We start from the raw sequence: 24,327 nt of genomic DNA on the forward strand, positions 1-24,327 counted from the left end.
CAGCCTGCCCGGCGCTCGCCCTCACCGATTGCCCGGCGCTCGCCCTTACAGCGTCGAGACGAGCGCGGCGACGCCCGCGTCGGCGGCGAGCTCCGGCGTGCGCTGCGCCGCGGCGCCGAAGGTGCGCCCGGCGATCTCGACCGTCCCGCTCCACGGGCCCGAGGCGGTCTTCGACGGCAGGTCGAGCTTCTCGAGCGCCTCGGTGTTGACATCGGGCGTCACCGGCCCGCCGTAGGCCTTCGCGCCCTTCCACGCGAAGACGTAGAGCAGCGGCGTCGACTTCAGGCCGTCGCGCTTGGCGATCTCGGCGATGTCGCGCTTGGCCGCCTCCTGCAGCCGGTACGCGTAGGCGCGGAACGACCAGCCCGTGACGAAGAGGCCCTTGAGCTCGCCGTCGCTCGCCTTGACCGGATGCACCGCGACCCACTGGAGATCGGGGCCGTTCCGGACGCCGCGCATCTCCTGCATCTCCCCGAACGCCTCGACCAGCCCGCTGCCCGGCGCCAGCACCTTCCTGAGATCGGGGAACGAGGCCAGGACGGAGCGGTTGGCGAGCATGTCCGGATCCGCCTCGCTGCGCAGCACCGTGCCGCTCGGATCGGCGAACGAGAAGAAGGTGCTCTTCGCGAACTCGAGCTCCTTCACCGAGGCGCGCGCGCCCGCGATCGCCCGCTGGAGCCCGAGCAGGTTCGCGCCCGGGTCGGTGTCGATCAGCGCCGCGAGCTTCTGCGAGCCCGCGGGGAGGCCCGTCCGCACCTGGCCGACGTCCTCCGCCACGACCGGCGCGAGCTTGGCGCAGAGCTCCGCGGCCTGCTTCTGCGACGTCTTGCCGTCCTCCTGACACGCGCTCGCGAGGGCGGCGACCAGCGCACACGTGAGCACGACGGGCTTGTTTTCGCTTCGGGCGAGGGTTGAAGAGCGCATCATCGAGAACGACTCTCCACGGGGAGCGGAGTTCCGTCGGCCGGGACCATCGCTCCTCAAAGGGTTTCCGGGGTTACAAACACGATCTCGACCCGGGCGTTGCGGCCGCGCTCGCTGCCGCCCGGGTCGACGACCGGGGCCGCGGAGCCCGCGAGGAACGGCGCGATGCGCGGGGCCTGAGGGGCCGCAGCGGCGCTCGCGCCCTGCGCCGGGTCGAGGGCGCGGACGACGGCATCGGCCCGCGCGGCCCAGGCGGGCTCTTCCCTGGCGCTGATCTCCCGGTCCGTGTGCACGACCACGGCCACGGGGAACGCGGGGTGCGCGGCGACGACCCGCGAGAGGTCGCGGAGGCGCGCCTCGCCGGTCTTCGTGAGGGCGTTGCCGGCGAACAGGCCCCGGAGCGTGACCACGACGCCGCGATCGTCGCGGACGGGCGACCAGGTGCCTGCGGCCGAGAGCTCTGCGAGCAGCGCGTCGCCGGCGCCGGGCGCGCGGGTCACCGGCGTGGCGGCGCGGCGGGCGGCGGTCAGCGCGGCGAGGCAGCCTGCCCGCGCGCGGGAGGCCTGGTCGATGGGCGCCGGGATGGCGCGGCCGGCGACGCCCGCCTCCGCGAGATCCGCGTCGAGCTTCTTGATCGCGGCGGTCGCCTCGTCGAGCTGCGCCGCAAGGCTGGCGCTTCCGGGCTGCGCGGCGCCGGGCTGCGCGGCGCCGGGCTGCGCGGCGCTGGGCTGCGCGGCGCTGGGCTGCGCGGCGCTGGGCTGCGCGGCGCCGGGCTGCGCGGCGCTGGGCTGCGCGGCGCCGGGCTGCGCGGCGCTGGGCTGCGCGGCGCCGGGTTGCGCGGAACTGGGCTGCGTACCGTCGGGCTGCGGATTCCCCGCCGGCGCCGGCGCGGTCAGGAGGCGCGCTGCGCCGCACAGCAGCCGGGCCTGGAGCGCGAGCGAGCGCGCCGCGGCGAGGCGCGCCTTCTCGCGATCCGCGTCGGCCTTGCCCGAGGGGACCACGGGCTGCGCGTCGCGGGCGACCTTGATCCGCATGTCGAGCGCGTCGACCTCGGCCGCGACGCGCGCCTGCTCCGCCTCGAGGCCCGCGAGGGACGCCTCGCCGGCGGAGCGCTGCGCCTTCGCCTCGGCCTCGGCCGCCTCGGCCCGGGCCACCCGCGAGATCGCGTGCGCGTGCGCGTGCGCGGCGACCGCCTGCTCGCCGAGGATCTGCGCCCCGGCGCGATCCTTCTCGTCGAGCGCGGCGAGCGCGTCGCCGCGGAGCTTCTCCGCCCGGGCGAACGCGCCCGGCGCGTACCGCTTCGACTCGGCGGCGGCCGCCCCGGCGCGGACGTGATCGAGCTCGTCGAGCACCGCGGGCCGCGGGATCGGCGCGCACGCGGCGAGGAACACCCCCGCGACGGCGACGGTTGCGAGGCGGCGCGCGCTCACGGCGAGCCCTCCTTGCCGGCCGGCGCCGCCGCCTTGCCGGCGTCCCGGCTGCCCTTGGCCCCGGCGCCCTGCGCCCGCTCCGCCTGCGGCGTGGCCCCCCTGGTACCTGCCTTCTTGCCGGCTTCGATCCGCTGCGCTTCCACGTTGGTCGCCGCCCTGGTCGCCTCGCGCGCCTCGGCCTCGATCCGCTCGAGCTCCGCCGCGGCGCGGCCCCGGCGCGCCTGCGTCTCTTCGAGCAGCGCGCGCGCCCGCTCGAGCTTCGTCTCGACCTCGCGCGCCTGCTTCGCCGCCTCTGCCGCCGCTGCCTCCACCGCGGCGGCGCGCAGCACCGCCCTCGCCGCCTCGGCCCACTCGAGGGCCACCGCGTCGAGCCGCCGCGCGTTCGTCGCGTCGCCCGCCGCGCGCGCGCCGTGAGCGCGCTGGAGCGCCCGCTTCGCTTGCGCCACCGGCTCGGCCACGACCTTCGCGGCGTTCCTCGCGGGCCCTCCATCGGCCTTGCCGCCGCCGTCGGCCTTGCCGCCGCCGTCGGCCTTGCCGCCGCCGTCGGCCTCGTCGCGGGCGGCGGGCGGGGGCGCCGTCGCGACGCTCCCCTCGATCTCGCGGAGGATCTGCGCCGCCCTGGCGCCGTCGCCGGGCGGCGGCGCGGGCACCGTGGCGAGCGGCCTCTCTCCTTCGCCATGCGCCAGGGCCTCGCCGCTGCCCAGCGAGGCCGCGAGGGCGAGGAGCAGCGCTTGGCTCGACCGGCGCCGCCGCGCGTCGCAGAGCATGGGGCGGGAACGCACGTCCGCCAGGTAGCAAACAGGGCTTCCGCGAGCAAGCGCGGCGGCCGCCGGCCGAGAACGCCGCGCGGCGGCCGCGGGCAGCGCGCGGATCAATCGGGCAGGAAATTGCGGATGGACCAGTCGATCTGCTGCTGGTGGCGCTCGACCAGATCCTTCTTGCCGCCTGCCTCGTGGAGGAAGACGTGATCGTCGTCGACGAAGACGGTGAGGTAATAAAGGTGCGCCTCCTTGCCCTCGTCGTGCCCGAAGCGCAGCTGGATGCCCGGCAGGCCGCTCCGGCTCTTCACGTCGGCCTTGCCGAGCAGCGCGTAGCCGCCGCCCTCGCGCAGCCGCTTCTCGACCACGCGGGACCAGAACGCGAGGTCGCCCTCCGGATCGTTGTCGAAGGCGCGGACCCCGAGCACCAGCCCCTCGGCGGTGGTCGCGCGGTACTCGTCGTCGCCGTAGCGATCCCCGAGGTCGACGAAGCCCGGCGGGGTCGCGGGCACGAAGGGCCGGCCGCAGCCGAGCGGCGCCGCGGCGCCGGCGAGCGAGGCGATGAGGACGAAGGCGTGGCGGAGGGAGTGGATCATCGGAAGCGCCCCGGTCACAGGTTGAGGAGCCGCGAGAGGCCGAGCTCGTTGAGCCAGTCGATCGGGAGCCGCGGGCCCGACGGGGTGATGGTCTCCGTCGAGCGCGGCTGGAACGAGACGGTGAGCGTCGAGAACGCGACCCGGTCGCGCAGGAACTTGAGGCGCCCCTCGAGGCGCTCGAGCTCGCTCGTGACGCGCGCGAGCTCGCGCTCCAGCTGGATCGACTCCTCGACCTTCGCGGCCTTCTCGAGGAGCTTCTCCAGGCGGTCGCGCACGACCCGCGCGTTGCGGATGCGGACCCCGAGATCGAGGAACTCCTCGGTGACGTCCTCCGCGACCACGTTGCGCTGGAGGACGTCGCCGAGGCCCTCCAGGCGCTTCAGCGCCTCGTCGAACCTGGCGGCGGGGACGCGGATGGTGATCGCCCGGTCGTCGCGGCGGGCGAGGAAGCCGCCGAGGTCCCGCGCGAGCTCCTCGACCTTGCCGAGCGACGCGCCCACCTCGAACACCGCCATCGCGACCTGCGCCGTGTAGACGAGGAGGGGCGCGGGCGCCGCGCTCGCCTCGGCGGCCCCCTGCTGGGCGCCCTGCGGCCCGGCGGCGGCCGGCGCCGCGCCGGGCTGCGGCGCAGGGCTCGTCGGCGCCGGCCTGCTTGTCGCCGCGGGCTGCGCGGGGCCGGGCGCCGCCCGCCCGGGGGCCGGCGCCGGCGCCGCCTTGGCGAGCGCGACCGAGCTCGTCGACGTGTCGACGTCGATCGCCGACTCCTCGCTGATCCTCACGGCGGAGATCTCCCTCCCCGTGGTCGGATCCGACGGCGGCGGGGCCGGCGCCTGCGTCGCCGCGTACATCGGGGCGCTCCCGGGGTACATCGACGCGCTCGCGGCGTCGCCCGCCTTGGAGCTGCTGGATGCGCAGGCGACGGGGCCTGCGAGCACGGCAAGGAGAGCCCAGGCGGGCAGCGTTCTTCGCATGGTTCCTCGGAGCGTGGAGCCGGTGACAGGCGCAGAACGCGCCGCCCCGGCCGACCTTACACCATGCCGAGGCGCCCGCGCCGCGGCGCGCGCGCTCGCCGGGGGCCGGGCAGCGCGGCAAAACCTCCGGCAGCCGAGGAGGGGCGCGGCGAGCTAGCCGCCCGCCTCCGGCGGGCCCTTCGCCGCTCCGGGAGCGCGCCGGAGCTGGCGCGCCCAGTACGAGATGCCCGCCGCCGCGCCCGCGCCCGCCGCCGCCGCGAGCGCCGCCGGCAGCGCCCCGGGGAGCGCGATTGCGGTGAAGACCGCCCCGAACTGCACCGCCGTGGCGAGCTTGCCGGGGATGTTGGCGCTCGCGGTCGAGAGGCGCGCGCCGCGGAAGCGGCGGCTCACCGCGATCCAGAGCGCGAGCGGCAGCTCGAGGAGCTCGCGGGCGAGCAGCGCCGGGATGCCCCAGAGCGGGAGCGCGCCGCTCTGGAGCAGCGTGGCGACCACGGCGAGCGCGAACACCTTGTCCGCGATCGGATCGACGATCGCCCCCGTACGGGTCACCTGGCCGGAGCGGCGGGCCAGCCAGCCGTCGAGCACGTCGGTGAGCCCCGCGCAGCAGAGGACGGCGAGGGCGAGCGCGGGGCGCGTGGCCACGATCGGGAACAGCGCCGCGAGCGGCAGCCGGGCCAGGCTCATGAGGTTCGGCGGGAGCGCGAGATCGCGTGCAGACAGGGTCGACATGCGAGGAGCTCCATGCGGCGCAGGTGCGCCGCGTAAGGGGGTGGTCCTTGCTCACGTCGAGCGCGATCGAGCCCGCCGCGCCCTGGCCGGCGGCAGCGCCGGCCGCCCTAGAGGAGACGCACGCGCGCGGCGCGATCAGCTGGGCACGCGCACGGTGAGCACGGGGACGCTGCTCTTCCGGATCACCTGCTGGGCGACGCTGCCGAGGAACAGGTGCGAGATCCCCCGGCGGCCGTGGGTCCCCATGACGATCATCGCCGCCCGCTGCTCCTCGGCGGCGGCCAGGATCTCGGTCGCGGGATCGCCCTCGCGCAGCGCCGTATCGAGCCCGCCGGTCTGCGCCGAGAGCTGCTGGACCGCGCGCGACGCGGCGGCGCTCACCTCGGCGTGGAACCCGGGCATCAGCGCCGGCTCCAGCCCGGGGTACGTGTAGACCGGGAGCTGGTAGACGTGCAGCAGCACGACCTTCTGCCCCAGCCTCTGGCCGAGGTCCTTCGCGAGCTCGACGGCCTTCATCGACGCCGCCTCGAAGTCGACGGGGACCAGTATCACGTTCGCGCCTTCCTTCATCGCGCTCTCCTCGCACGCGGGACCGAGCGTCCCTTCGATCGTGGACCTTCGACCGCTGCCCGCCCCCGGGACGCTTTCGCCGCCGGCGGAGGCGTGCCGCGCGCATCTTGGATCCAAAAACCGGTCAGTCCCAGGAGAAACTGCTCCGCCGAGGGGGAGCTGACGCCCGGGGCGGTACGCCGCGCGCGACGCCGCGCGGGACCGCGGCCGCGATCACCGGGCGGGTTGCTGGGGCCGTGCGCGCGCGCGGTCGACGTCGGGCTCGAGGTCGACGTCGTCGGAAGGAGCGGGGGGAAGATCGCGCGCCGCGGGCTCAGGCGCGCCGGTCGCGCCTCGCGCGCGGAGCTCTTCGAGGGTCTCCCACGTCTTCCGCGTCTGCCGCGCCCGCGCGAGCGCGCTCTGGTTCGCGCGCACGAGCGACGCGAGCAGCGAGCACTGCGCCCGCCGCCGCGCGACGTAGGCGGCGTCGCGCGCCGCGGCGGAGCGCGGGCGCTCGCGCGCCTCTCGCTCGGCGATCGCGAGCGCCTGCTCCGCCTGCTTCAGCTCGGCGACCGCGAGCGGCGAGAGCGGGTTGTCCTGCGCCTGCACGACCGCGGCTCGCGCGGTGGCGAGCTCGGGGGGGGGCCCGGCCGCGCCCCGCGCGCAGCCGGCGAGCGAGAGGGCCATCGCGAGCGGAGCTCCGGCGCGCATGCGGCCTCCTACCGCGCCCCCTCGGCGAGCGTGCTCGCCTGGTCCAGCGTGCGGCCCGCGGCGTCGCGCAGCCCCGCCTCCCTCACGATGAGCGTCGAGAGCTCCGCGTCGACCGCGGCCCGCCGCAGTAGCCAGCGGGCGGCTTCCAGGTCGCCCACCGACAGCCGCCGCCTCGCCTGGGCGAGCTCGCTCCGCGCCAGCGCGAGGTGCATGGCCGCGCGCCGGTCCGCGCCCGCGCCCTCCTGCGTTGCCCCGCGGATCGTCGCCTCGGCGCGGGCGAGCTCGGGCGGCGGCGCCGGCGGGCGGATGGCGGCGCACCCGGCGAGCTCCAGAGACACCATCACGAGCGCGATTCTGGCGAGCATTTGCGTGGATTCCCGATCTTGCAGCGCTCGAGTGCAACCGTTGCTCCCGGCGCGCGTCCGGGACACGGCAGTGCATCGAACAGGCCAGTAAGCGCCCTGCGCGCGAGCTGCTCGTTGCGGTGGGGGCGTTCCGCTGCGTGGCGCTGGCGGCACCATGCTGCTGGCCCTCGTGGTCGCGCGTCTCGCCACTTGCGCAAGGGATTGCGTACTTGCGCATCGGACGACGATGGCCTTCGGTCCCGCGCTCGAACACGCGCACCTCCCGCAGCGAGCGGCGCTCCGGAATCGACAGCTCTCGCCGTAAACTTCCAGGAGGGCAATCCGAGCGGAGCGGTGACGACCGCGGCGCGCTGCTCGTCGCGAGGTGCCAGGGACACGATCTGGATGGTCAGGGACAGGACGCGCGCCGCCAGGGACAAGTGCCCGAACCGAGCGCGACAGGCAGCGTCCTCGCCAGGGACACGGAGCCAGTCGCCAGGGACATGCGGTGAGCCGCCAGGGACACGGAGCCGGTCGCCAGGGACAGGAGGTGCGTCGCCAGGGACACCCCGGCGCGTCTTCGCGTGTCCCTGGCGCGGCGCCCCCCGGGCACGGCGCTTGAATCTCCGTCGCCCTGTCGCGCAGCTCCCGCGTCCCGCGCGCTTCGAACTCCATCCTGGGCTGCTTGCGGGGCGAGAAAGATCGAGAGTTACGCGATCGGGTCCTTGATTCAGGTCCTTGAGAAGAGGGGAGCCCGGCCAGGGCTCTCCGGAATGGATGCCCGGGATGGCGGGGCCGGACGGGATGGCCGGCGCCGCAGCCCAGGGGAGGTCGACATGACGAAGAAGAGCGATATCGAGCGGTGGTCCGACGTCGTGCAGCAGATGAACGCCGCCGAGCTTCCGGCGAACACGGTGCCCTTGCACGTGCTCCTCGGGGAGGCGGTGGACGTGGCGAAGTTCTTCGAGAAGTACTGGAAGACCCAGGTCGACGCCCAGAAGCGGGTGACCCGCCTGGGCCTCGAGTCGGCGGTCCCGAAGGACAGCAAGAAGGGCGACGGGGCGCGCCTCGGGCCGAAGACGGCGGAGGAGATCCTCTCGCTCCAGCGCGCGACGCAGGAGGCGCAGACGCGCTATCTCCTGACCGTCGAGAAGAACAAGAGCCCGCGCGAGCGGGGGAAGTTCCTGCTCGGAGAGATCTGGGCGACGCTGAGCTTCTATTTCGACGACGGCGTCGAGGACGAGCGGGACGAGATGCTCGCCCGGATCGACGCGGCGCACGCGGGGGATCCCGACACGGCGGACGCGCTGGCGAGCGCGCTCCACGACTACGCGACGCTCGGGGAGAAGCACCGCGACGCGCTCGACGGGCTCGGCGGCTTCAAGGCGGAGTACCTGGACGAGGCGCGCGCCGTGGCGGCCGAGCTGCGGAGCCTGCCGGCGCAGGCGGAGGCGATCTCCCGGCAAGCGCAGGAGGCCCTGCTGCTCCGCAACAAGCTCGCGGCGCTGCTGATCGAGCGCATGGGCCTCGTGCGGTCCGCGGCGCGGTTCGTGTTCCGGAGCCAGCCCGAGATCGTGCGCGAGGTGACGAGCGCCTACGAGCGCCGCAAGCGCGCCGCGGCCCGGCGGTCCAAGGCCCAGCCGGGCCCGGCGCCCGCGGCGCCTCCGCCCGCAGCGCCCTCGCCGGCGGCGCCGGCCGCGCCCCTCGACGGCTGAGCCGCCAGTGCTTCCCGCGGGCGGAGCCCCTGCGCCGGCGCGGGCCGTGTAGTACGCTCTCGCCATGAGTGCGCTGCGAGCGAAGGTGGCGCGAGGCGACGCGCGGCCTTCCGTTTTCGCCAGGTTCCGCGAATAAACTCCCGGCGCCCGCCGTCTCCCGCCTGCCGGCTTTTTTCTCTGCGCTCGCCGCTTCCGCTACCCTGGCAACCGCCGTGCCGCCCGCCGATCCGAGCCTCCGCACCACGATGGTCCATGCGTTCGCCGTCACGGTGGCGGACCCGTCGAGCCTGGTGCGCACCACCTCGCGCGGCGGCACCGACGACCCCGGAACCAGCAGCCGCGGCCCCTCGATCCTCCCCGACGTCGGCCAGATCGTCGGCGGGCTCTACCGCCTCGGGCGCCTCCTCGGGCAGGGCATGTTCGGCAAGGTCTACGTCGCCCAGCGCGTCGACGTCCCCGAGCACCAGGTCGCCCTCAAGCTCATGCCCCGCTCGCTGTACGCGATGCGGAACGTGGAGCGTGAGCTCGTCATGCTCGCCACCGTCGGCCACCCGCACGTCGTCCAGCTGAAGGACCACGGCATGAACGCCGAGTACGTGTGGCTCACCATGCCCGTCTACGAGGGCGAGACCCTCGCGCAGCGCCTCGAGCGCAGCCCGCTCGGCATGCGCGAGGCGCACGACATCTTCCTGGCCGTCGCGCGCGGGCTCGAGGCGCTCCACGCCGCAGGGCTCCGCCACCAGGACGTGAAGCCCGACAACATCTTCCTCGCGAGGTTCGCCGGCCGCGTCCACCCGATCCTGCTCGACCTCGGCGTGGCCGCGGAGCGCGAGGCCTCGTTCTGCGCAGGCACGGCGCTCTACGCCTCGCCCGAGCAGATCCGCGCGCTGAACGGCTTCCCCGGCGTCGTGCCGCTCAGCGAGAAGATGGACACGTACGGGCTCGCCACGACCCTCCTCTACTCGCTCGTCAACCCGCGGGACTTCCCGGGCGAGTCCGCGCAGACCCGCACCGAGCTCGCCGCGTCCCACGACGTCCGCGCCGACAAACCGCTCGCCGACAACGCGCTGCCCGACCTCACCGGGCGCCCGCGCCAGATGTTCCAGGACGCGCTCCGGCGGTGGCTCGCGATCGACCCGAACGAGCGCCCGTCGATGACCCAGCTCGCCGAGGAGCTCGACGTGCTGCTCGAGCCGGAGCGAGAGGCCGAGCGCGAGGCCGAGCGGCTGCGGATCAAGCAGAAGACCTCCTACCTGCGCGTGCGCATCGCGGCCGGCGCGATGACCCTCGTCGGCTGCGCGGTCGTGCTGCTCGGCTTCTCGAAGCGCGAGACCCTGCGGCTCGCCAACGAGCTCGAGCACGCCCGCCAGAAGGGCGCCGAGTCGTTCGACAAGCTCGACACCTGCGTCGCCTCCCACCAGATCGCAGAGGCGGAGAAGAACGCGTGCCGCACCGGCCGCGAGCAGGATCGCGCGGAGTTCAACGAGACGCTCGCCACCCTCCAGAAGAGCGGCTCGATGACCGAGGCGGAGCACGCCCGCCAGATCCAGTCGCTGCACGCGACCCAGGCGGCGCGCCTCAAGGCCTGCGAGGACGACGCCGCCGCCGCGCAGAAGGCCGCCATGGCGGACCGCGAGCGGCTCGCCGAGGCCGAGAAGGCGCGCGCGGCGATGACCGCCGAGCGCGACGAGGCCAAGGCGCTCGCCGAGCAGCGCGCCGCCGAGCTCGCCGCCGCGACGCAGCTGCGCGCCGCCTGCGACGCGGAGCGCGCGAGCTGCGCCGCCGAGCGCGACCGCCTGAGGGCCGAGGCCGCCGATCCCTACGACGCGCCGCCCTCGCCGGGGAAGCCGGCCGCGCCCGCCGCGAGCGGCGCGCTGCCGCAGCTGCCGCCGCCGCCGGCGAGCGCGGGCGCGCCCCCCGCGGCGGGCGCGTCCCCCGCGGGGGGCGCGTCCCCCGCGGCGGGCGCGACGGCGGCCCCGGCGGCCTCGCCGCCGTCCACCGCCGCTCCTCCCTGATCGCCGGCGCTGGAAGGCGGCCCACGTCGTCGCCGCCAGGCCGCCTCTGCTTGTGGCAGCCGCCCGGGGAGGCTATCCGTAAGGCCAGGGAAGGCGAGGGCCATGGGTGACATCTCTCGACGTGAAATGCTGCGTCGGCTGGGCGCGGCGGGCCTCGTCCTCGGGGGCGCTGGAGGGGTCGCGGCGGCCCGGTGGGACCGCGGCGGCACCGCCGTCGCCGCCGCCGAGCGCCAGCAGACGCGGGACTACCGGCTCCGCGACGCGCCCGACGGGGTGCCCCAGCTCGTCGTCGCCCGCGCCGGCGCCGAGGCGCTCGCCGCGGGCGCGCCGGACCCCGCCGCCCTGGTCCGCAAGGCGGTCGACGCGCTCGGCGGGATGCGCCGCTTCATCTCGCGCGGCGACGTCGTGGTCGTGAAGCCCAACATCGGGTGGGACCGCACGCCCATCCACGCCGCCAACACGAACCCCAAGGTCGTGGCCGAGGTGGTGCGCCTCGCCTACGACGCCGGCGCCAAGAGCGTCATCGTGACCGACGCCTCGTGCAACGAGCCGAACCGCTGCTTCCAGCGCTCCGGCATCTGGAAGGCCGCGTACGACGTCGGCGCCGAGGTCGTCATCCCCGCCGCGCACCGCTTCCGCGGCATGCGCCTGAAGGGCGAGGTGCTCGACGACTGGCCCGTCTACACGCCGCTCGTCAACGCGGACAAGGTCATCAACGTCCCGATCGCGAAGCACCACAACCTGTCGAAGTACACCGCGGCGATGAAGAACTGGTACGGGGCGCTCGGCGGCCGGCGCAACCGCCTCCACCAGAACATCGACGTGTCGATCGCCGACCTCGCGACGTTCATCCAGCCGACGCTCACGATCGTGGACGCCGTCCGCGTCCTCATGCGCAACGGGCCGCAGGGCGGGAACGTCGCCGACGCGAAGGACATGCACACCGTGATCGCGACGACCGACCAGGTCGCCGCCGACGCGTACGGGTGCCAGCTCATCGGCCGCAAGCCCGAGGAGATCCCGTACCTCAAGATGGGCCACGAGCGCGGCCTGGGCACGATGCACTGGCAGAACCTGCGGCTCGCCGAGGTGTAGTATCATGGCAGACTCCGATCCGACGCCGGCCGGGCCGGCGCACCGTCCCTCGGCGGCCACGGCGCCCGCGGCGCCCGCGAAGGCGATCCCCCACGGCGCGACGGCGCCAGGCGCGACGGTGCCCGGTGCGCCCGCGCGCGTCGCTCCCTGGACCGCGCTGCTGCGCAAGGCGCGCGCGATCGTCCGGCCGGGCGCGAAGCGGCGGCCCGGCTCGGGGCTGCCGGCGCGCAAGGCGATCCAGGTGCTCGTCTGGGTGCGCCGCGCCGTGCAGGCGGGCTGCCTCGGGCTGTTCCTCTACTTCCTGTTCCAGACCGGCTTCCGCGGCTCGTTCGCCTCGTCCGAGGCGCGCGTCCGCCTGCCGCTGCCCGTCGAGGGGTTCCTCCTCGCCGACCCGTTCGTCGGCGCGATGACCCTGCTCTCGACGCACACCGTCTACCGCGGCCTGCTCTGGTCGCTCGGGATCCTCGCGCTGACGCTCGTCTTCGGGCGCGTGTTCTGCGGCTGGATCTGCCCGTTCGGCACGCTCCACCACTTCTTCGGGTGGATCTTCCCGTCGCGCTACGGCAAGGGCGGCAAGCGCGTCGAGGCGAACAAGACGTACACGCGGCAGCGGGTGAAGTACTACCTGATGTACGCGTTCCTCGCGGCGAGCGCGGCCGGCAGCGTGATCGGCGGCCTGTTCGATCCGATCTGCGTGGCCGTCCGGGCCATCGGCCTCGCGGTCATCCCGGCGGCGCAGTACGTCGTCGCCGTGGTGACCGGCTCCGCGGCCGCGACCGGGAGCCGGCAGGTGCAGGTCGCCGCGGACCAGGCGCAGGACTTCCTGGCCGCGAGCGTGTGGCAGACGAAGCAGTTCTACTTCCACCAGGCGTGGTTCGTCGGGATCCTGTTCGTCGCGATCCTGTTCATGAACCGCTTCATCCCGCGCTTCTGGTGCCGCGTGCTCTGCCCGCTCGGCGCCTTCCTCGGGGTGTTCGCCCGCTTCGCGCTCTTCGGGATGCAGAAGGATCACGCGAAGTGCACCGACTGCAACCTGTGCCTCGTGCACTGCCAGGGCGCCGACTCGCCCCAGGGCGGGGTGAAGTGGCGGCAGGACGAGTGCCACATGTGCCTCAACTGCGAGAACGCCTGCCCCGAGGACGTCATCAAGTTCCGCTTCCTGCCGAACCGGAAGAGCGCCCTCGTGACGCCCGACACGGGCCGCCGCACCGCCCTCGCCACCGCCGCCGCCGGCGCGGTGATCATCCCGACGGCGCGCATCGCCGACGTGCTCGACGCGAACTACGACCACCGCGTCATCCGGCCGCCGGGCTCGGTCGAGGAGCGCGAGTTCCTGGAGCGCTGCATCCGGTGCGCCGAGTGCATGAAGGTCTGCCCGAACAACGCGATCCACCCCGCGTTCTTCGAGGCGGGGATCGAGGGGATCTGGACGCCGATCGTCATCCCGCGCATCGGGTACTGCGAGCACTCGTGCGTCCTCTGCGGCGACGTGTGCCCGACCGGCGCGATCCAGAAGATCACCGAGGAGCAGAAGATGGGGATCGGCCAGAAGCCGATCTCGATCGGCACGGCGTTCTACGACCAGGGGCGCTGCCTGCCGTGGTCGATGAGCGTGCCGTGCATCGTGTGCGAGGAGTTCTGCCCGACGTCGCCCAAGGCGATCTGGGTCGAGGAGGTCGACATCCCGAAGCGCGAGCCCGTGCCCGCGGAGCACGGCAAGGAGCCGCCGATGAAGATGGTCCACGTGCAGCGCCCGCACGTCGATCCGTCGCTCTGCATCGGCTGCGGCGCGTGCGAGAAGGTCTGCCCGGTGCAGGACAAGCCCGCGGTCTACGTCACCAGCGTCGGCGAGACCCGGTCGAAGACGAACGTCATCCTCCTTGAGGACACGGATTACAACAAGGCATCTTGACCCGGGCGCGCGCCTGCTCCGCGCGGCGGGAACACGGCAGGAGGCAGCTCGGGTGCGCACGCTTCGCTTGTTCGGGATCTTCTCGCTGGCCGCGCTGTGGGGCGCGCCCGGCTGCGGCGAGCCGTTCACGGCGGCCGAGGCGCCGGCCGCGTCGTCGTCGAGCTCGGGGAGCGGCGGAGGCGGCGGTGGCGGAGGCGGCGGCGACGGGGGCGGGGGCGGGGCCGCGACGTCGTCGTCCTCCTCGGCGGGAGGAGGCGGCGAGGGCGGGTGCGCGGCGTGCAAGGCCGGGGAGTTCTGCACGGCCAGCGACACGTGCGTGCGCTGCGCCGACCGCGTCGGCGCGCTGTCGTTCGGCGCGCCGACGGCGATCGAGGTCGACGGGGCGAAGCCCGCGTTCCCGCGCGTGCGCGAGGAGCCCGGCGAGGGCGATGGCGCGGCGACGCAGCGGCTCGTCTACGTGGCCACGTTCGGGTCGAGCGACGCGCAGATCGCCACGGCGACGGGGCGGCCCTGGACGGCGGGCGAGGTGGTCGCGAGCGACGCGGTCAACTCGCCGCAGTCGGAGTCGGGCCCGCTCCTCCTGCCGGTCGACGCGCGCTCGCCGAGCACGGACTTCCCCGAGGGCTCGCTGCTCTTCGATCGCCTCCTCGCGGGGCCGGGCAGCCTGCCGCTGGTGTTCGTCGCGGACCGGCTCGAGGCGAGCCAGGCGACGACGCTCGAGGCGCTCAACCTGGACGGGGGGAGCCACTCGGTGGCGGTGGCCCACGGCGTCTGGCCCTACCGGTACTGGTTCATGAACAAGCACCAGGAGGGCGGGCAGATCACGAGCCGGCTCCTCACGATGCTCGCCACCGACGCGGAGGCGCGGGAGCTCCACATCGTCCTGCCCGGCGACTGCCCGGCGCAGGGCGACGACCTCGCGCCGTGGGCCACGCCCGACGGGAGCTTGCTCTTCTTCCAGGCCCCGTACAGCGCGCGGGGCGACTGCGCGCAGGCGTCGGTGCTGCGGAGCTTCTATGTGAGGCTCGGGGCCGACGGGCTGCCCGTGCCCGGGGAGAAGGCCAAGATGCTGCTGGCGAGCCTCAAGCCGGAGATCGCCGTCATGACGCCGTCGCTCTCGCCCGATGAGTGCACGCTCTACGTCGCGTCCGACCTGGACATGGTCGACCGGCGGCAGCGGCTCTACGCGGCCTCGCGGCGGTAAGGAGGCCTCGGCGAGGTGCCCGGCCCTCGGGAGAGGGCCGGGGAGCCCGGGTCAGGCGGGGGAGATCACTGCGCGCGGAAGCCCTCGGCGGGGCGCAGGCGCCCGGCGTACAGGCTCGGCGCGACGGTGGCCAGGAGGCAGATGAGGATGGCGACGTCGCCCGTGATGGCGAACGCCTGCGGGGTCGCGTGCACGGGGAGGCGGGAGATGAAGTAGACCTTCGGGTCGAGCGGAAAGCCGTAGACCAGGAGCCCCTTGCACACCGCCACGCCGAGCAGGAGCCCCAGCGTGGTGCCGGCGAGGCCGATGATCCCGCCCTGGTAGAGGAAGATGCGGAGGATCTCGGAGTCCGTCGAGCCCATCGCCTTGAGGACCGCGATCTCCTTCTTCTTGTCGAGCACGACCATGATCAGCGTCGCGATCACCGTGAACGCGGCGACCACGATGATGAGCCCCAGCACGACGCTCATGAGCAGCTGCTGGACGACCAGCGCGGTGAAGAGCCCGTGGTTCAGCTCCTCCCAGTCCATCGTGTAGTAAAGCCCGTTGCTGAGGAGGTTCGTGATCTCGCGCGCGATGTTGCTGGCGTTGTCGATGTCATCGACCTTCATCTCGACGCCGGTCACCGTGTCGCCGTGATCGTAAAACGCCTGCGTCTCGTAGAGATCGGCGTACGCGAGCTTGGTGTCGTACTGCTCGAAGCCCGCCTCGAAGAGCGCGATGACCCGGAACTGCTTGGCGACCGGCGGCTTGATGGCGCCGTCCGAGAACGAGAAGCCGATGGTCGGCGAGGTGACGGTGACGCACTCGCCGATCTCGAGGGACAGGTTCTTCGCCAGCCCGGCGCCGATGACGATGCCCGGCAGCTTGGCGACCTTCTCCTTGTCCGCGCAGGGATCCGGATCGACCTCGGGCGGCAGCTCGTCGTCCTCGGGCAGCTTGCTGCCGTACCCGCCCTCCGGCTCGATCGCCCCCTGGGGGGCCCCCTCGGCGATCGCGAGCTCGGCCTCCTCGGCGCCAGCACCCTCGGGGGCGTCGAGCTCGGCCGGCGGGGGCGCAGGCTCGGCGCCGGCGTCCCGCGCGGCCGCCTTGCGCTCGTCCTCCAGGATGCGCTCCTCGTACGCCTTCAGCAGATCGAACTCGCCCGCGTCGGGCTCGAGCGCGCCGCGGGCGCCCTTGTCCAGGAGAGGAACGTCGGGCAAGGACGGCGACGGCGGCGGCGCGCGCTCGGCGGGCTTCGCCCCGGGGCGCCGCAACCCGCTGAGATCGCCGCCCGGGAGGACGTACCGAGGCAGATCGAGCACGGGCGCGGCGGCGCCGTCGGCGCCCACACCCAGGCTCCTGGCCGGGTCAACCCCCTTCACGAGCACGTTGGTCGCGGTCGCGTCGCCGTGCGTCAGCATCATGGGGTTGATGCTGAAGGGCGCCGCGCCGATGACGCCCGGCACCTTGGCGACCTGATCCATGACCGATCTGTATTCCCGAAAATCCGTGGAATACTTGATCACCAGGACGTGAGCGTTGACCCCGAGGACCTTGTCGCGGAACTCCGTCCGGAAGCCGCCGGTCACGCTGATCACGGTCGCGAGCGCCGCGACACCGAGCGCGACCCCGAGGATCGCGAACGTGGTGCCGACCGAAACGAACGCCCGCTTCTTGGAGCCGAGGTACTGCAGCGCGACCCGGATGGTGTAGCGCTGCGTCGCGATATCGTAGATCAGCGCGGCGAGAACCAGAAGAACGACGACATTAAGGGCAATCCAGGCCGAGTAGAGCGCGACCTTGAGGGGGTAGCTCATCGCGCAGCCCTCCTAGCAGAACGCGGCGCGCGCGGCACGGTGCCCGCTGCGCCGCAGAGGGCAGAGCGGCGCTGTGCCCCGACGCGGCGGCCGCGCCCCGGCGTCATCGGCCGCGCCGGCTTTCGCGGGCGACGTCCGCTGGGCCTCGCTTCCCGGACCGAACACCTGCTAGGATCCGACCCTGCCGCTGATGCCGGCATGTGGCGTGCACCTCTGCCCGCGAGCCTTTCATGAGCGCCACCAAAAACGAGCACCACACCGCGCGCAGCAGAGTCTTCGAGGAAGAGGCAGGCGCGCTCGATGAGGCACCGGCGTCGCGCCCCACCGGCGCGGCTGGCGGCGCTCGCTCGTCCGGGGTCGGCACCGCGTTCGCGCCCGCCGTGGAGCCCGAGGGCGCGGGCGACGACGTGCCCGTGGACGTCGAGCTCCGGCCCTCGTCGAGGCCCTCCAGGTCGGGCTGGGTCGAGGGGCCGGACAGCGAGATGCCGCCGAGCTTCCGCGCGCCGCCGCCGCTGCGCCAGAAGACCCCGCGGCTCGGACGGCAGAGCGAGCCGGACGCGGACGAGATGAGCGGCAGGACGAGCGCGGCCCCGATCAGCGAGGCGGAGCCCTCCCTGGAGATCCCGCCGCCGGACGAGGTCGAGCCGCGCGAGCGGCGGCCGCCCGGCGCGAAGGATCCGTACATCGGGACGACCTTCGATCACCGGTACAAGATCGAGCGGCTGCTCGGCGAGGGCGGGATGGGGTTCGTGTACCTCGCCCGCCACAAGGTCATCGACAAGCGCGTCGCCGTGAAGGTGCTCCGCGCCGAGCTCGCGCGGGACCGCGAGATCTTCGAGCGCTTCGTGCAGGAGGCCCGCGCCGCGTCGAGCATCGGCAACCCGCACATCGTCGACATCTCCGACTTCGGCGACCTGCCGGACGGCTCCACGTATTTCGTCATGGAGTACCTGGAGGGCGTGAGCCTGGCGCAGCTCATCGACTCGCCGAACGAGCTGCCGATGGACCGCATCTGCCACATCGCGCTGCAGCTGTCCGCGGGCCTCGCCGCCGCGCACGACGCGGGCATCATCCACCGCGATCTCAAGCCGGACAACGTGTTCGTGGTGCCGCGCGGCAGCGATCCGAACTTCGTGAAGATCCTCGACTTCGGGATCGCGAAGGTGTCGACGAGCACGACGACCAAGCTGACGCGCGCCGGGGCGGTGTTCGGGACGCCGCACTACATGTCGCCCGAGCAGGCCGCCGGCGCGCCGATCGATCACCGGACCGACATCTACTCGCTCGGCGTGATGCTCTACGAGCTCGTGAGCCGGCAGCTGCCGTTCAACGCCGACAACTTCATGGGGATCCTGACGCAGCACATGTACAAGGCGCCGGTCCCCATCCGCGCGCTCGTCGGCGGCCCGGACTGCCCGCCTGGGCTCGAGGCGGTGATCCTGAAGTGCCTCTCCAAGAAGCCGGAGTCGCGCTACCAGTCGATGAGCGATCTCCACGACGACCTGGAGCGCGTGCGGAGCGGGGGCGTGCCCGGCGCGGTCGCGGAGATGATGGCGCGCTCGGGCGGCTTCAACGTGCCGCACGACTACTTCAAGACGTCGAAGGTGATCGTCCCGGCGACGCCGCCGTCGCCGCCGCGCTCGCCGTGGCCGCGCTACGTGTGGGTCGCCGGCGCGGCGGCCGCGGTGGGGATCGTGACCGCCATCTTCGTCATCGGCGCGAGCGGGTCCGCGCGGGACACCGCCCCGAAGGCGCAGAAGCCGCCGGTCGAGGCGCCGGCGGTCAGGCCGGCCCCCGCGCCGCCGCCCGCCGTCCAGAAGACGGTGGTCGCGCTGGCCGCCGTGCCGGAGACGGCGGTCGGCTACCGCAACGGCGTGGAGCTGAGGCTGCCCGCGAGCATCGACGTGGAGCAGGGGCAGACGGTCACGATCGACATCCGCGCCGAGGGGTACCACCCCAGCACGGTCGTGCTCGATGGGACGGAGCAGAGCAAGCTCGTGAAGCTCGTCGAGGTCGACGAGAAGGGCGTGCCGAAGGTGAGGCCCGGTGGGACGCCGCGCCCGCCGCCGCAGACGACGGCCAAGCCGCCCAAGGGCTCGGACGTCCGGGACCCCTGGGCGAACCAGAACCAGAAGAAGTGAGCGGCCGCGCGGCGCGGGCCCCGCTCTCCGGGCGCCGTGATAAGCCGCGGGGGTGACCCAGATAGCTCACCTCATCGACCTCGTCCCCGAGGACGTGCTCGGCATCTGTCGCCGCCTCCGCGAGCGCGGCAAGCGCGGCTGGATCGTCGGCGGCTGCGTGCGCGACCTGCTCCGGGGCGAGCCCGCCAAGGACTGGGACGTCGCGACCGACGCGCGGCCGGAGGAGGTCATGGCCGCGTTCCGGAAGGTGATCCCGACCGGGATCCAGCACGGGACCGTGACCGTGATGGTGCGCGGCGTGCCGTACGAGGTCACGACGCTGCGGGGGGACGGGACCTACAGCGACGGGCGGCGGCCGGACCGGGTCGAGTTCGTGGACGACATCACGGCCGATCTCGCGCGGCGGGACTTCACCATGAACGCCATCGCGCTCGATCCGGTCGACGGGCACCTCATCGATCCGTTCGGCGGGCAGCGGGATCTCGAGGCGAAGGTCATCCGCGCGGTGGGGGACCCGGGCGAGCGCTTCGCCGAGGACGGGCTGCGGGTGCTGCGCGCGGCGCGGTTCGCGGCGACCCTGGAGGGGGCGCTCGACCCCGAGACCGAGCGCGCCATGGGCACCGCGCGGTCGCACCAGACGTTCCGCTGCGTGAGCGCGGAGCGGGTGCGCGACGAGTGGCTCAAGGCGATGCGCGCGCGCCGCCCGAGCGTGGCGTTCGAGATCATGCGGCGCACGGAGCTGCTCGGGATCACCTGCCCGGAGATGATGGAGTCGGTCGGGTGCGAGCAGAACCGCTGGCACGCGTACGACGTGTGGGGCCACGCGATGGCCTGCCTCGACGCGTGCAAGCCGGAGCCGATCCTCCGCGTGGCGGCGCTGATGCACGACATCGGCAAGCCGAGGACGCGCGAGTTCTCGGACAAGACCCGCGACTACACGTTCTACGAGCACGAGCGGGTCGGCGCCGAGATGGCCGAGCCGATCCTGTCGCGGCTGCGCTTCTCCAACGACGAGCGGGCGCGGATCGTGGCGCTCATCCGTCACCACCTGATCTGCTACGACGACTCGTGGACCGACGCCGCGGTGCGGCGGTGGCTGCGGCGGGTGACGCCGGCGCTCGCGCCGGATCTCTATGAGATCGGCGTCGCCGACGCGCTCGGCAAGGGGCGCGAGGTGACCGAGGACATCGCGACGATCGGGCGGCTCCGGGCGCGGGTGGAGGCGATGCTCGCCGCGGGCGCGGCGCTGTCGGCCAAGGATCTCGCGGTGAACGGCAGCGTGCTGATGAGAGAGCTCGGCATCCCGCCGAGCAGGCTCGTGGGAGAGATCCTGGAGCGGCTCGTCGAGGTCGTGACCGAGGAGCCCGAGGCGAACACGCCCGAGCGGCTGCTCGCGGCGGCGCGGGAGCTCGTCGCCGCGAAGACGGCCGGCGCGTAGGGTTGTAAGGGGGAAGCTGTCGACGAGGCTGCCCGGCCCTGCGCTGGCCTGCTCGGCGCGCTCCGCGTGTGCACGAGGGTGGTATCGGCGGGACGCGCGGACCCTCCTTGTCGCGCGTCGCGCCCGTTCACCCGCGCTCGGCCATCTCCTCGCTCCTTAGGGGAGCCTGTCCCAGATCGCGAGTCCATCGGTCGCAGACAAGGTACATGAGCCGACAACGGTGGTCGGTTGTCTACCTGCCGTCAGCCTCGATTATTTCATGCCGATCGCATCCATCCGGACGTGTCTCGTGTAACATCCGTTGCTGCGCACTGTCGCGCCCCCCATTGGGAGGTCCATTTTGAAGCTCTCGACGAAGACGCTTGTTGGGCTGATTGGTTTGGGTTTGCTTGCGGCGGCGGCATCCATCGGTGGATGCTCCGGCGGGGGTGGTGAGGCGAGCTCCGGCAACAACGGCTCTGGCAGCGGCAGCGGCGGCGGGGGCGACGATACGACCGGGAGCGGGATCGGGGACGGCGGCGGGTTCCAGTTCGATGGAGGGACCGAGGACGCGTCCCTCAACGAGGACACCGCGTGTGTCGCGACGAAGCTGCAGGCCGATTACGAGCAGCGGCCGGCCGACATCATCTTCCTCATCGACAACTCCGAGAGCATGACGGACGAGATCAACAGCGTCCAGCGGAACATCAACCAGAACTTCGCCTCGATCATCGAGCGGAGCGGCATCGATTACCGCGTCATCATGATCTCGAAGCACGGCAGCTCGGATCTGGAGCAGTCGGTCTGCATCGAGGCGCCGCTCGGCAGCGGGAGCTGTTCGCCGGTCCCGACGACCCCGAACACCAACCCGCCGCACTTCTACCAGTACAGCCTGGAGGTCAGCAGCCTCAACTCGCTCTGTCTCGCCATCGACACCCTGAAGGGAGCGATCCCGCCCAAGGGCGAGACCACCTCGCCCGGGTGGTCGCAGTGGCTGCGGCCGGACTCGCTCAAGGTGTTCGTCGAGATCACCGACGACGGCGTCGACTGCTCGTCGATCTCGCTCGGCGCGGACCCCGCGAAGACCGACGAGGGCGACATCGCGCTCAAAGATGTCGACGACGATGACATGGAGACCCTGGCCGGAGGCACCAAGTCGGCGGAGACCTTCGACGCGGCCCTGATGGCGGTCGCGCCTGAATACTTCGGCACGCCGAGCGCGCGCAACTACATGTTCTTCAGCTTCGTGGGCATCGTGGAGAACACGCCGCCGACCGCGCCCTGGCCGCCGGAGGAGCCCGTCACCTGGGAGCAGTGCCGGCCCGGCTCGGTCGACCCCGGGACGACGTACCAGACGCTCAGCGTGATGACCGGAGGGCTGCGGTATCCGATCAACCAGGACGACACCTACGACGCCGTGTTCCAGGCGATCGCCGACAGCGTGATCTCGGGCGCGAAGCTGTCGTGCGAGATCGAGGTGCCCAAGGCGCCAGGCGGGCACTCGATCGATCTGGACACGGTGCAGATCGAGTTCACGCCGAGCAACGGCGGGCAGAAGCAGACCTTCTCTCAGGTGAAGACCCCCGAGGAGTGCAAGCCGATGTCCTTCTACATCGACGAGGGGATCATCCGGCTGTGCCCGGACACGTGCGCCATGGCGGTCCAGGACAACACGGCGGGCATGAACCTGCTCTACGGCTGCTCGGTCAACCCCAACTGAAGCGAGGAGGCGCTCCCGAGCGCATCGCGCCGGGAGCGCCGGCCCGAGGCGCCGCCCGGCGGGGGAGCGTCGGCGCGTCGGCGCGTCGGCGGTCGGACAGGCGCGCGGACCGCGGGAGCAGGGCGCCGGGGCCTGCTACCCTGCGAACGCAGATGCGGGTCGATGTGGCGTGCCGTGCCGGCCACGGCGGAAGCGACGAGCCCGTGGCGTTCACCCTGGGGGAGCGCCGCGTGCGGGTGACCGAGATCCTCGACCGGTGGCCAGGGGGCGATCACCTCTACTTCAAGGTGCGCGGGGACGACGGGGCACGGTACATCCTGCGGCGCGATTTCGAGATCCTCGTGTGGGAGCTCGAGGTCTACGAGGCATCCACGGATACCTACGGCGAATGATGGGGGTGCGCTCCGAGGCGGCGGAGGTGGACGGGACGGCCGCGGACGAAGGCGCGGTGGACCGCGGCGGTCTCGGGGGCGAAGACGAGGTGATTCAGGAGCTCCGCCTCGCCGAGGAGATGCTCGGGGAAACGGACGGCGATGAAGTCGGCCTCCTTGCCGGCCTCGAGGCTGCCGATGACCCGGCCGAGCCCGATGGCGTCGGCCGTGCCCTGCGTGGCCATGACGAAGAGCGCGGACGGGAGGAGGCGGTCGCCCAGACAGAGGGCATTGTCGAAGGCGCTCGACATGGTGCGGCGCATGTCGAAGCTGCGCCCGGCGCCGACGTCGCTGCCCAGCCCGACCGAGACCGCGCGGGCGCGCGCGTCGGCGAGGCGCATGCGGCCGCTGCCCAGGAAGAAGTTCGAGTCGGGGCAGTGGACGACCGACGAGCGGGTCTCGGCGAGGCGATCCCACTCGCGCGGCGTGAGGTGGATGCCGTGCGCGAGCAAGGCGCGCCCGGTGAGCAGGCCGACGCGGTCGTAGACGTCGATGTAATCGCGCGCCCACGGGTGCTCGCGCAGCGTGGCCTCGCCCTCGGCGGGCGTCTCGGCGACGTGCGTCTGCACGAGGAGGCCGTGGTCGTGAGCGAGGAGCGCGGCCGCCTCCATCAGCCCGCGCGAGCACGACAGCGCGAAGCGAGGGGTGATCGCGAACTCGAGCAGCCCGCCGCCCGCGCCGTGCCAGCGCTGCACGAGATCCCGGGCCATCGCGATCGCGTCGTCCCGAGGGACGCAGAGCGCCTCGGGGCAGTTCTGGTCCATGAGCGTGAGGCCAGCGATGCCGCGCAAGCCGGCGCGCGAGAGGGCGTCGAAGAGCTGGTCGGTCGCGCCGGCGCACGAGCTGGAGAAGACCACGCACGTCGTCGTGCCCGACGCGGCGAGGCGCGCCGTGAACTCGCCCGCGACGATCGCGGCATAGCCGTCGTCGCGGAAGCGCGCCTCCTCGGGGAAGACCGACCGCTCCAGCCAGTCGAGCAGCGAGCCGCTGGCGCTGCCGATGATGCGCGTCTGCGGGAAATGGACGTGCGCGTCGATGAAGCCCGGCATCAACACCGATGGCCGCAAGTCCAGCACCGGCCCGCGGAAGGCGCCCGGGGCGAACGGCGCTGCCTCCACGATCCGACCGTCGCTGCCGACCACGAGCAGCGCGTCGTCCAGGTAGCGGACCGGAGCGCCGTTCGTCACCGCGGCGAGCGGGGTGAGCAGGCGACCGCGGTAGGCGCGCGGCGACTCCGGCGGCCGCGCGCTCATCGGATGGCGATCTCGCTCCGGCGCGCCCAGCCCATCACCATGTTGCCCCCGTCGTGCTTCATGACGAGCGCCCACGCGCCCGACTCGCGCATGACCATCACGAGCTCCCCCGCGGCGACGGCGCCGATCCGGGCGCCGTCGGCCCGCGGCTCCTCGAGCAGCGTGATGCTGCGCGAGGCGATGCCCGCCTGGAGGCGCCCGGGCGCGTCCGGATCGTCCTCCTCGCTTCCGGCAGGGCCGTCGTCGTGCGGCGACCGCGGCTCGTCGGCGCCAGGATCGTCGTCAAAGGGGAAGCGGGCGCGGGCCTGCGCGCGGCCCGCCCCCGGGGAACGCCCCTCCAGGAGGTGCGCGAACCGGCCGGCGCTCTGCACCGGCGAGCGATCGTCGGCGATCGCGCGCAGCACGAGCGGCGCCGTCGGGAGCGCCGCGACGGCGGTGGCGGCGAAGAGCGCGAGCCCGGTCAGCCGATCGAGCCGGCGCGCGCGCGGCGGCGCGGGCGCGGCGCCCGGCGGCGGCTCCGCCCGGGCAGCGAGGTGCGTGCCGGCGTGCGCGGCGCGCACGTCGCGGGAGCCGCGCGAGGCACCCTGTCCGGCGGGGGAATCGTCCATCAGCG

Annotated in this window: 21 protein-coding genes; 9 read left to right on the forward strand and 12 right to left on the reverse strand. The window is 73.3% G+C overall.

Translation table 11 applies throughout. The annotated features are described in order from the left end of the window. Nucleotides 1-45 precede the first annotated feature (45 nt). The 9 genes from WMF33_RS07860 to WMF33_RS07900 all read right to left on the reverse strand — a co-directional run bounded on the left by WMF33_RS07860 (nucleotide 46) and on the right by WMF33_RS07900 (nucleotide 7,033). Nucleotides 46-882, reverse strand: coding sequence for a hypothetical protein (locus WMF33_RS07860; RefSeq protein ID WP_437336555.1), 837 nt, complete (start codon nucleotides 880-882; stop codon nucleotides 46-48). Between the two features lie 98 nt (nucleotides 883-980). Then, nucleotides 981-2,354, reverse strand: coding sequence for a hypothetical protein (locus tag WMF33_RS07865; RefSeq protein WP_437336556.1), 1,374 nt, complete (start codon nucleotides 2,352-2,354; stop codon nucleotides 981-983). Continuing rightward, nucleotides 2,351-3,136, reverse strand: coding sequence for a hypothetical protein (locus WMF33_RS07870; protein WP_437336557.1), 786 nt, complete (start codon nucleotides 3,134-3,136; stop codon nucleotides 2,351-2,353). The genes WMF33_RS07865 and WMF33_RS07870 overlap by 4 nt, the downstream gene beginning before the upstream one ends. Nucleotides 3,137-3,225: 89 nt before the next feature. Further along, nucleotides 3,226-3,708: a serine/threonine protein kinase gene (locus WMF33_RS07875; protein WP_437336558.1), complete on the reverse strand. Its 483-nt coding sequence runs from the start codon at nucleotides 3,706-3,708 to the stop codon at nucleotides 3,226-3,228. 14 nt (nucleotides 3,709-3,722) lie between these two features. Beyond that, nucleotides 3,723-4,679 (reverse strand): DUF4349 domain-containing protein, encoded by a 957-nt coding sequence (locus WMF33_RS07880; protein WP_437336559.1) that lies wholly within the window; start codon nucleotides 4,677-4,679, stop codon nucleotides 3,723-3,725. Between the two features lie 153 nt (nucleotides 4,680-4,832). Then, nucleotides 4,833-5,408, reverse strand: coding sequence for a CDP-alcohol phosphatidyltransferase family protein (locus WMF33_RS07885; RefSeq protein WP_437336560.1), 576 nt, complete (start codon nucleotides 5,406-5,408; stop codon nucleotides 4,833-4,835). Between the two features lie 135 nt (nucleotides 5,409-5,543). Then, entirely contained in the window at nucleotides 5,544-5,978 is a 435-nt protein-coding gene (locus WMF33_RS07890; RefSeq protein ID WP_437336561.1) for a universal stress protein, read from the reverse strand. Nucleotides 5,979-6,191: 213 nt separating this feature from the next. After that, nucleotides 6,192-6,668 (reverse strand): hypothetical protein, encoded by a 477-nt coding sequence (locus tag WMF33_RS07895; protein ID WP_437336562.1) that lies wholly within the window; start codon nucleotides 6,666-6,668, stop codon nucleotides 6,192-6,194. An 8-nt stretch (nucleotides 6,669-6,676) separates the two neighbouring features. Further along, the gene (locus WMF33_RS07900; RefSeq protein ID WP_437336563.1) at nucleotides 6,677-7,033 is read right to left on the reverse strand and encodes a DUF4398 domain-containing protein; all 357 of its coding nucleotides are present in this window, start codon (nucleotides 7,031-7,033) and stop codon (nucleotides 6,677-6,679) included. A gap of 815 nt (nucleotides 7,034-7,848) precedes the next feature. Between WMF33_RS07900 and WMF33_RS07905 the strand changes: the two genes are divergently transcribed. From WMF33_RS07905 to WMF33_RS07925, 5 genes are all read left to right on the forward strand, one after another. Then, nucleotides 7,849-8,727: a hypothetical protein gene (locus WMF33_RS07905; protein ID WP_437336564.1), complete on the forward strand. Its 879-nt coding sequence runs from the start codon at nucleotides 7,849-7,851 to the stop codon at nucleotides 8,725-8,727. 212 nt (nucleotides 8,728-8,939) lie between these two features. Beyond that, nucleotides 8,940-10,742 (forward strand): protein kinase domain-containing protein, encoded by a 1,803-nt coding sequence (locus WMF33_RS07910; RefSeq protein ID WP_437336565.1) that lies wholly within the window; start codon nucleotides 8,940-8,942, stop codon nucleotides 10,740-10,742. Between the two features lie 102 nt (nucleotides 10,743-10,844). Continuing rightward, nucleotides 10,845-11,837 (forward strand): DUF362 domain-containing protein, encoded by a 993-nt coding sequence (locus WMF33_RS07915; RefSeq protein ID WP_437336566.1) that lies wholly within the window; start codon nucleotides 10,845-10,847, stop codon nucleotides 11,835-11,837. A 4-nt stretch (nucleotides 11,838-11,841) separates the two neighbouring features. Further along, entirely contained in the window at nucleotides 11,842-13,749 is a 1,908-nt protein-coding gene (locus WMF33_RS07920; RefSeq protein ID WP_437336567.1) for a 4Fe-4S binding protein, read from the forward strand. 52 nt (nucleotides 13,750-13,801) lie between these two features. Then, on the forward strand, nucleotides 13,802-14,953 hold the full coding sequence (locus tag WMF33_RS07925) for a hypothetical protein (RefSeq protein WP_437336568.1): 1,152 nt from the start codon (nucleotides 13,802-13,804) through the stop codon (nucleotides 14,951-14,953). Nucleotides 14,954-15,018: 65 nt separating this feature from the next. On the opposite strand, the gene WMF33_RS07930 is transcribed toward WMF33_RS07925, so the two are convergent. Next, on the reverse strand, nucleotides 15,019-16,752 hold the full coding sequence (locus tag WMF33_RS07930) for an ABC transporter permease (RefSeq protein WP_437336569.1): 1,734 nt from the start codon (nucleotides 16,750-16,752) through the stop codon (nucleotides 15,019-15,021). 230 nt (nucleotides 16,753-16,982) lie between these two features. Here WMF33_RS07930 and WMF33_RS07935 point away from each other — a divergent pair, with 230 nt between their 5' ends. From WMF33_RS07935 to WMF33_RS07950, 4 genes are all read left to right on the forward strand, one after another. Continuing rightward, on the forward strand, nucleotides 16,983-18,893 hold the full coding sequence (locus WMF33_RS07935) for a protein kinase domain-containing protein (protein ID WP_437336570.1): 1,911 nt from the start codon (nucleotides 16,983-16,985) through the stop codon (nucleotides 18,891-18,893). 52 nt (nucleotides 18,894-18,945) lie between these two features. Next, complete coding sequence (locus WMF33_RS07940) at nucleotides 18,946-20,331, forward strand: CCA tRNA nucleotidyltransferase (protein ID WP_061629587.1); 1,386 nt, start codon at nucleotides 18,946-18,948, stop codon at nucleotides 20,329-20,331. Between the two features lie 379 nt (nucleotides 20,332-20,710). After that, on the forward strand, nucleotides 20,711-22,030 hold the full coding sequence (locus WMF33_RS07945) for a hypothetical protein (protein WP_437336571.1): 1,320 nt from the start codon (nucleotides 20,711-20,713) through the stop codon (nucleotides 22,028-22,030). 152 nt (nucleotides 22,031-22,182) lie between these two features. Next, nucleotides 22,183-22,422 carry a hypothetical protein gene (locus WMF33_RS07950; protein WP_437336572.1) on the forward strand — a complete coding sequence of 80 codons (240 nt, stop codon included), beginning with the start codon at nucleotides 22,183-22,185 and terminating at the stop codon, nucleotides 22,420-22,422. Here WMF33_RS07950 and WMF33_RS07955 read toward each other — a convergent pair. Both WMF33_RS07955 and WMF33_RS07960 read right to left on the reverse strand, forming a co-directional pair. After that, nucleotides 22,410-23,714 carry a guanine deaminase gene (locus tag WMF33_RS07955; RefSeq protein WP_437336573.1) on the reverse strand — a complete coding sequence of 435 codons (1,305 nt, stop codon included), beginning with the start codon at nucleotides 23,712-23,714 and terminating at the stop codon, nucleotides 22,410-22,412. The genes WMF33_RS07950 and WMF33_RS07955 overlap by 13 nt on opposite strands. Next, nucleotides 23,711-24,322, reverse strand: coding sequence for an SH3 domain-containing protein (locus WMF33_RS07960; protein WP_437336574.1), 612 nt, complete (start codon nucleotides 24,320-24,322; stop codon nucleotides 23,711-23,713). Before WMF33_RS07960 ends, WMF33_RS07955 begins: the two co-directional genes overlap by 4 nt. Nucleotides 24,323-24,327: the final 5 nt, after the last annotated feature.

It is taken from the genome of Sorangium sp. So ce394 (genome assembly GCF_051474665.1).
In the GTDB taxonomy this organism is placed as follows: Bacteria; Myxococcota_A; Polyangia; order Polyangiales; family Polyangiaceae; genus Sorangium; species Sorangium cellulosum_D.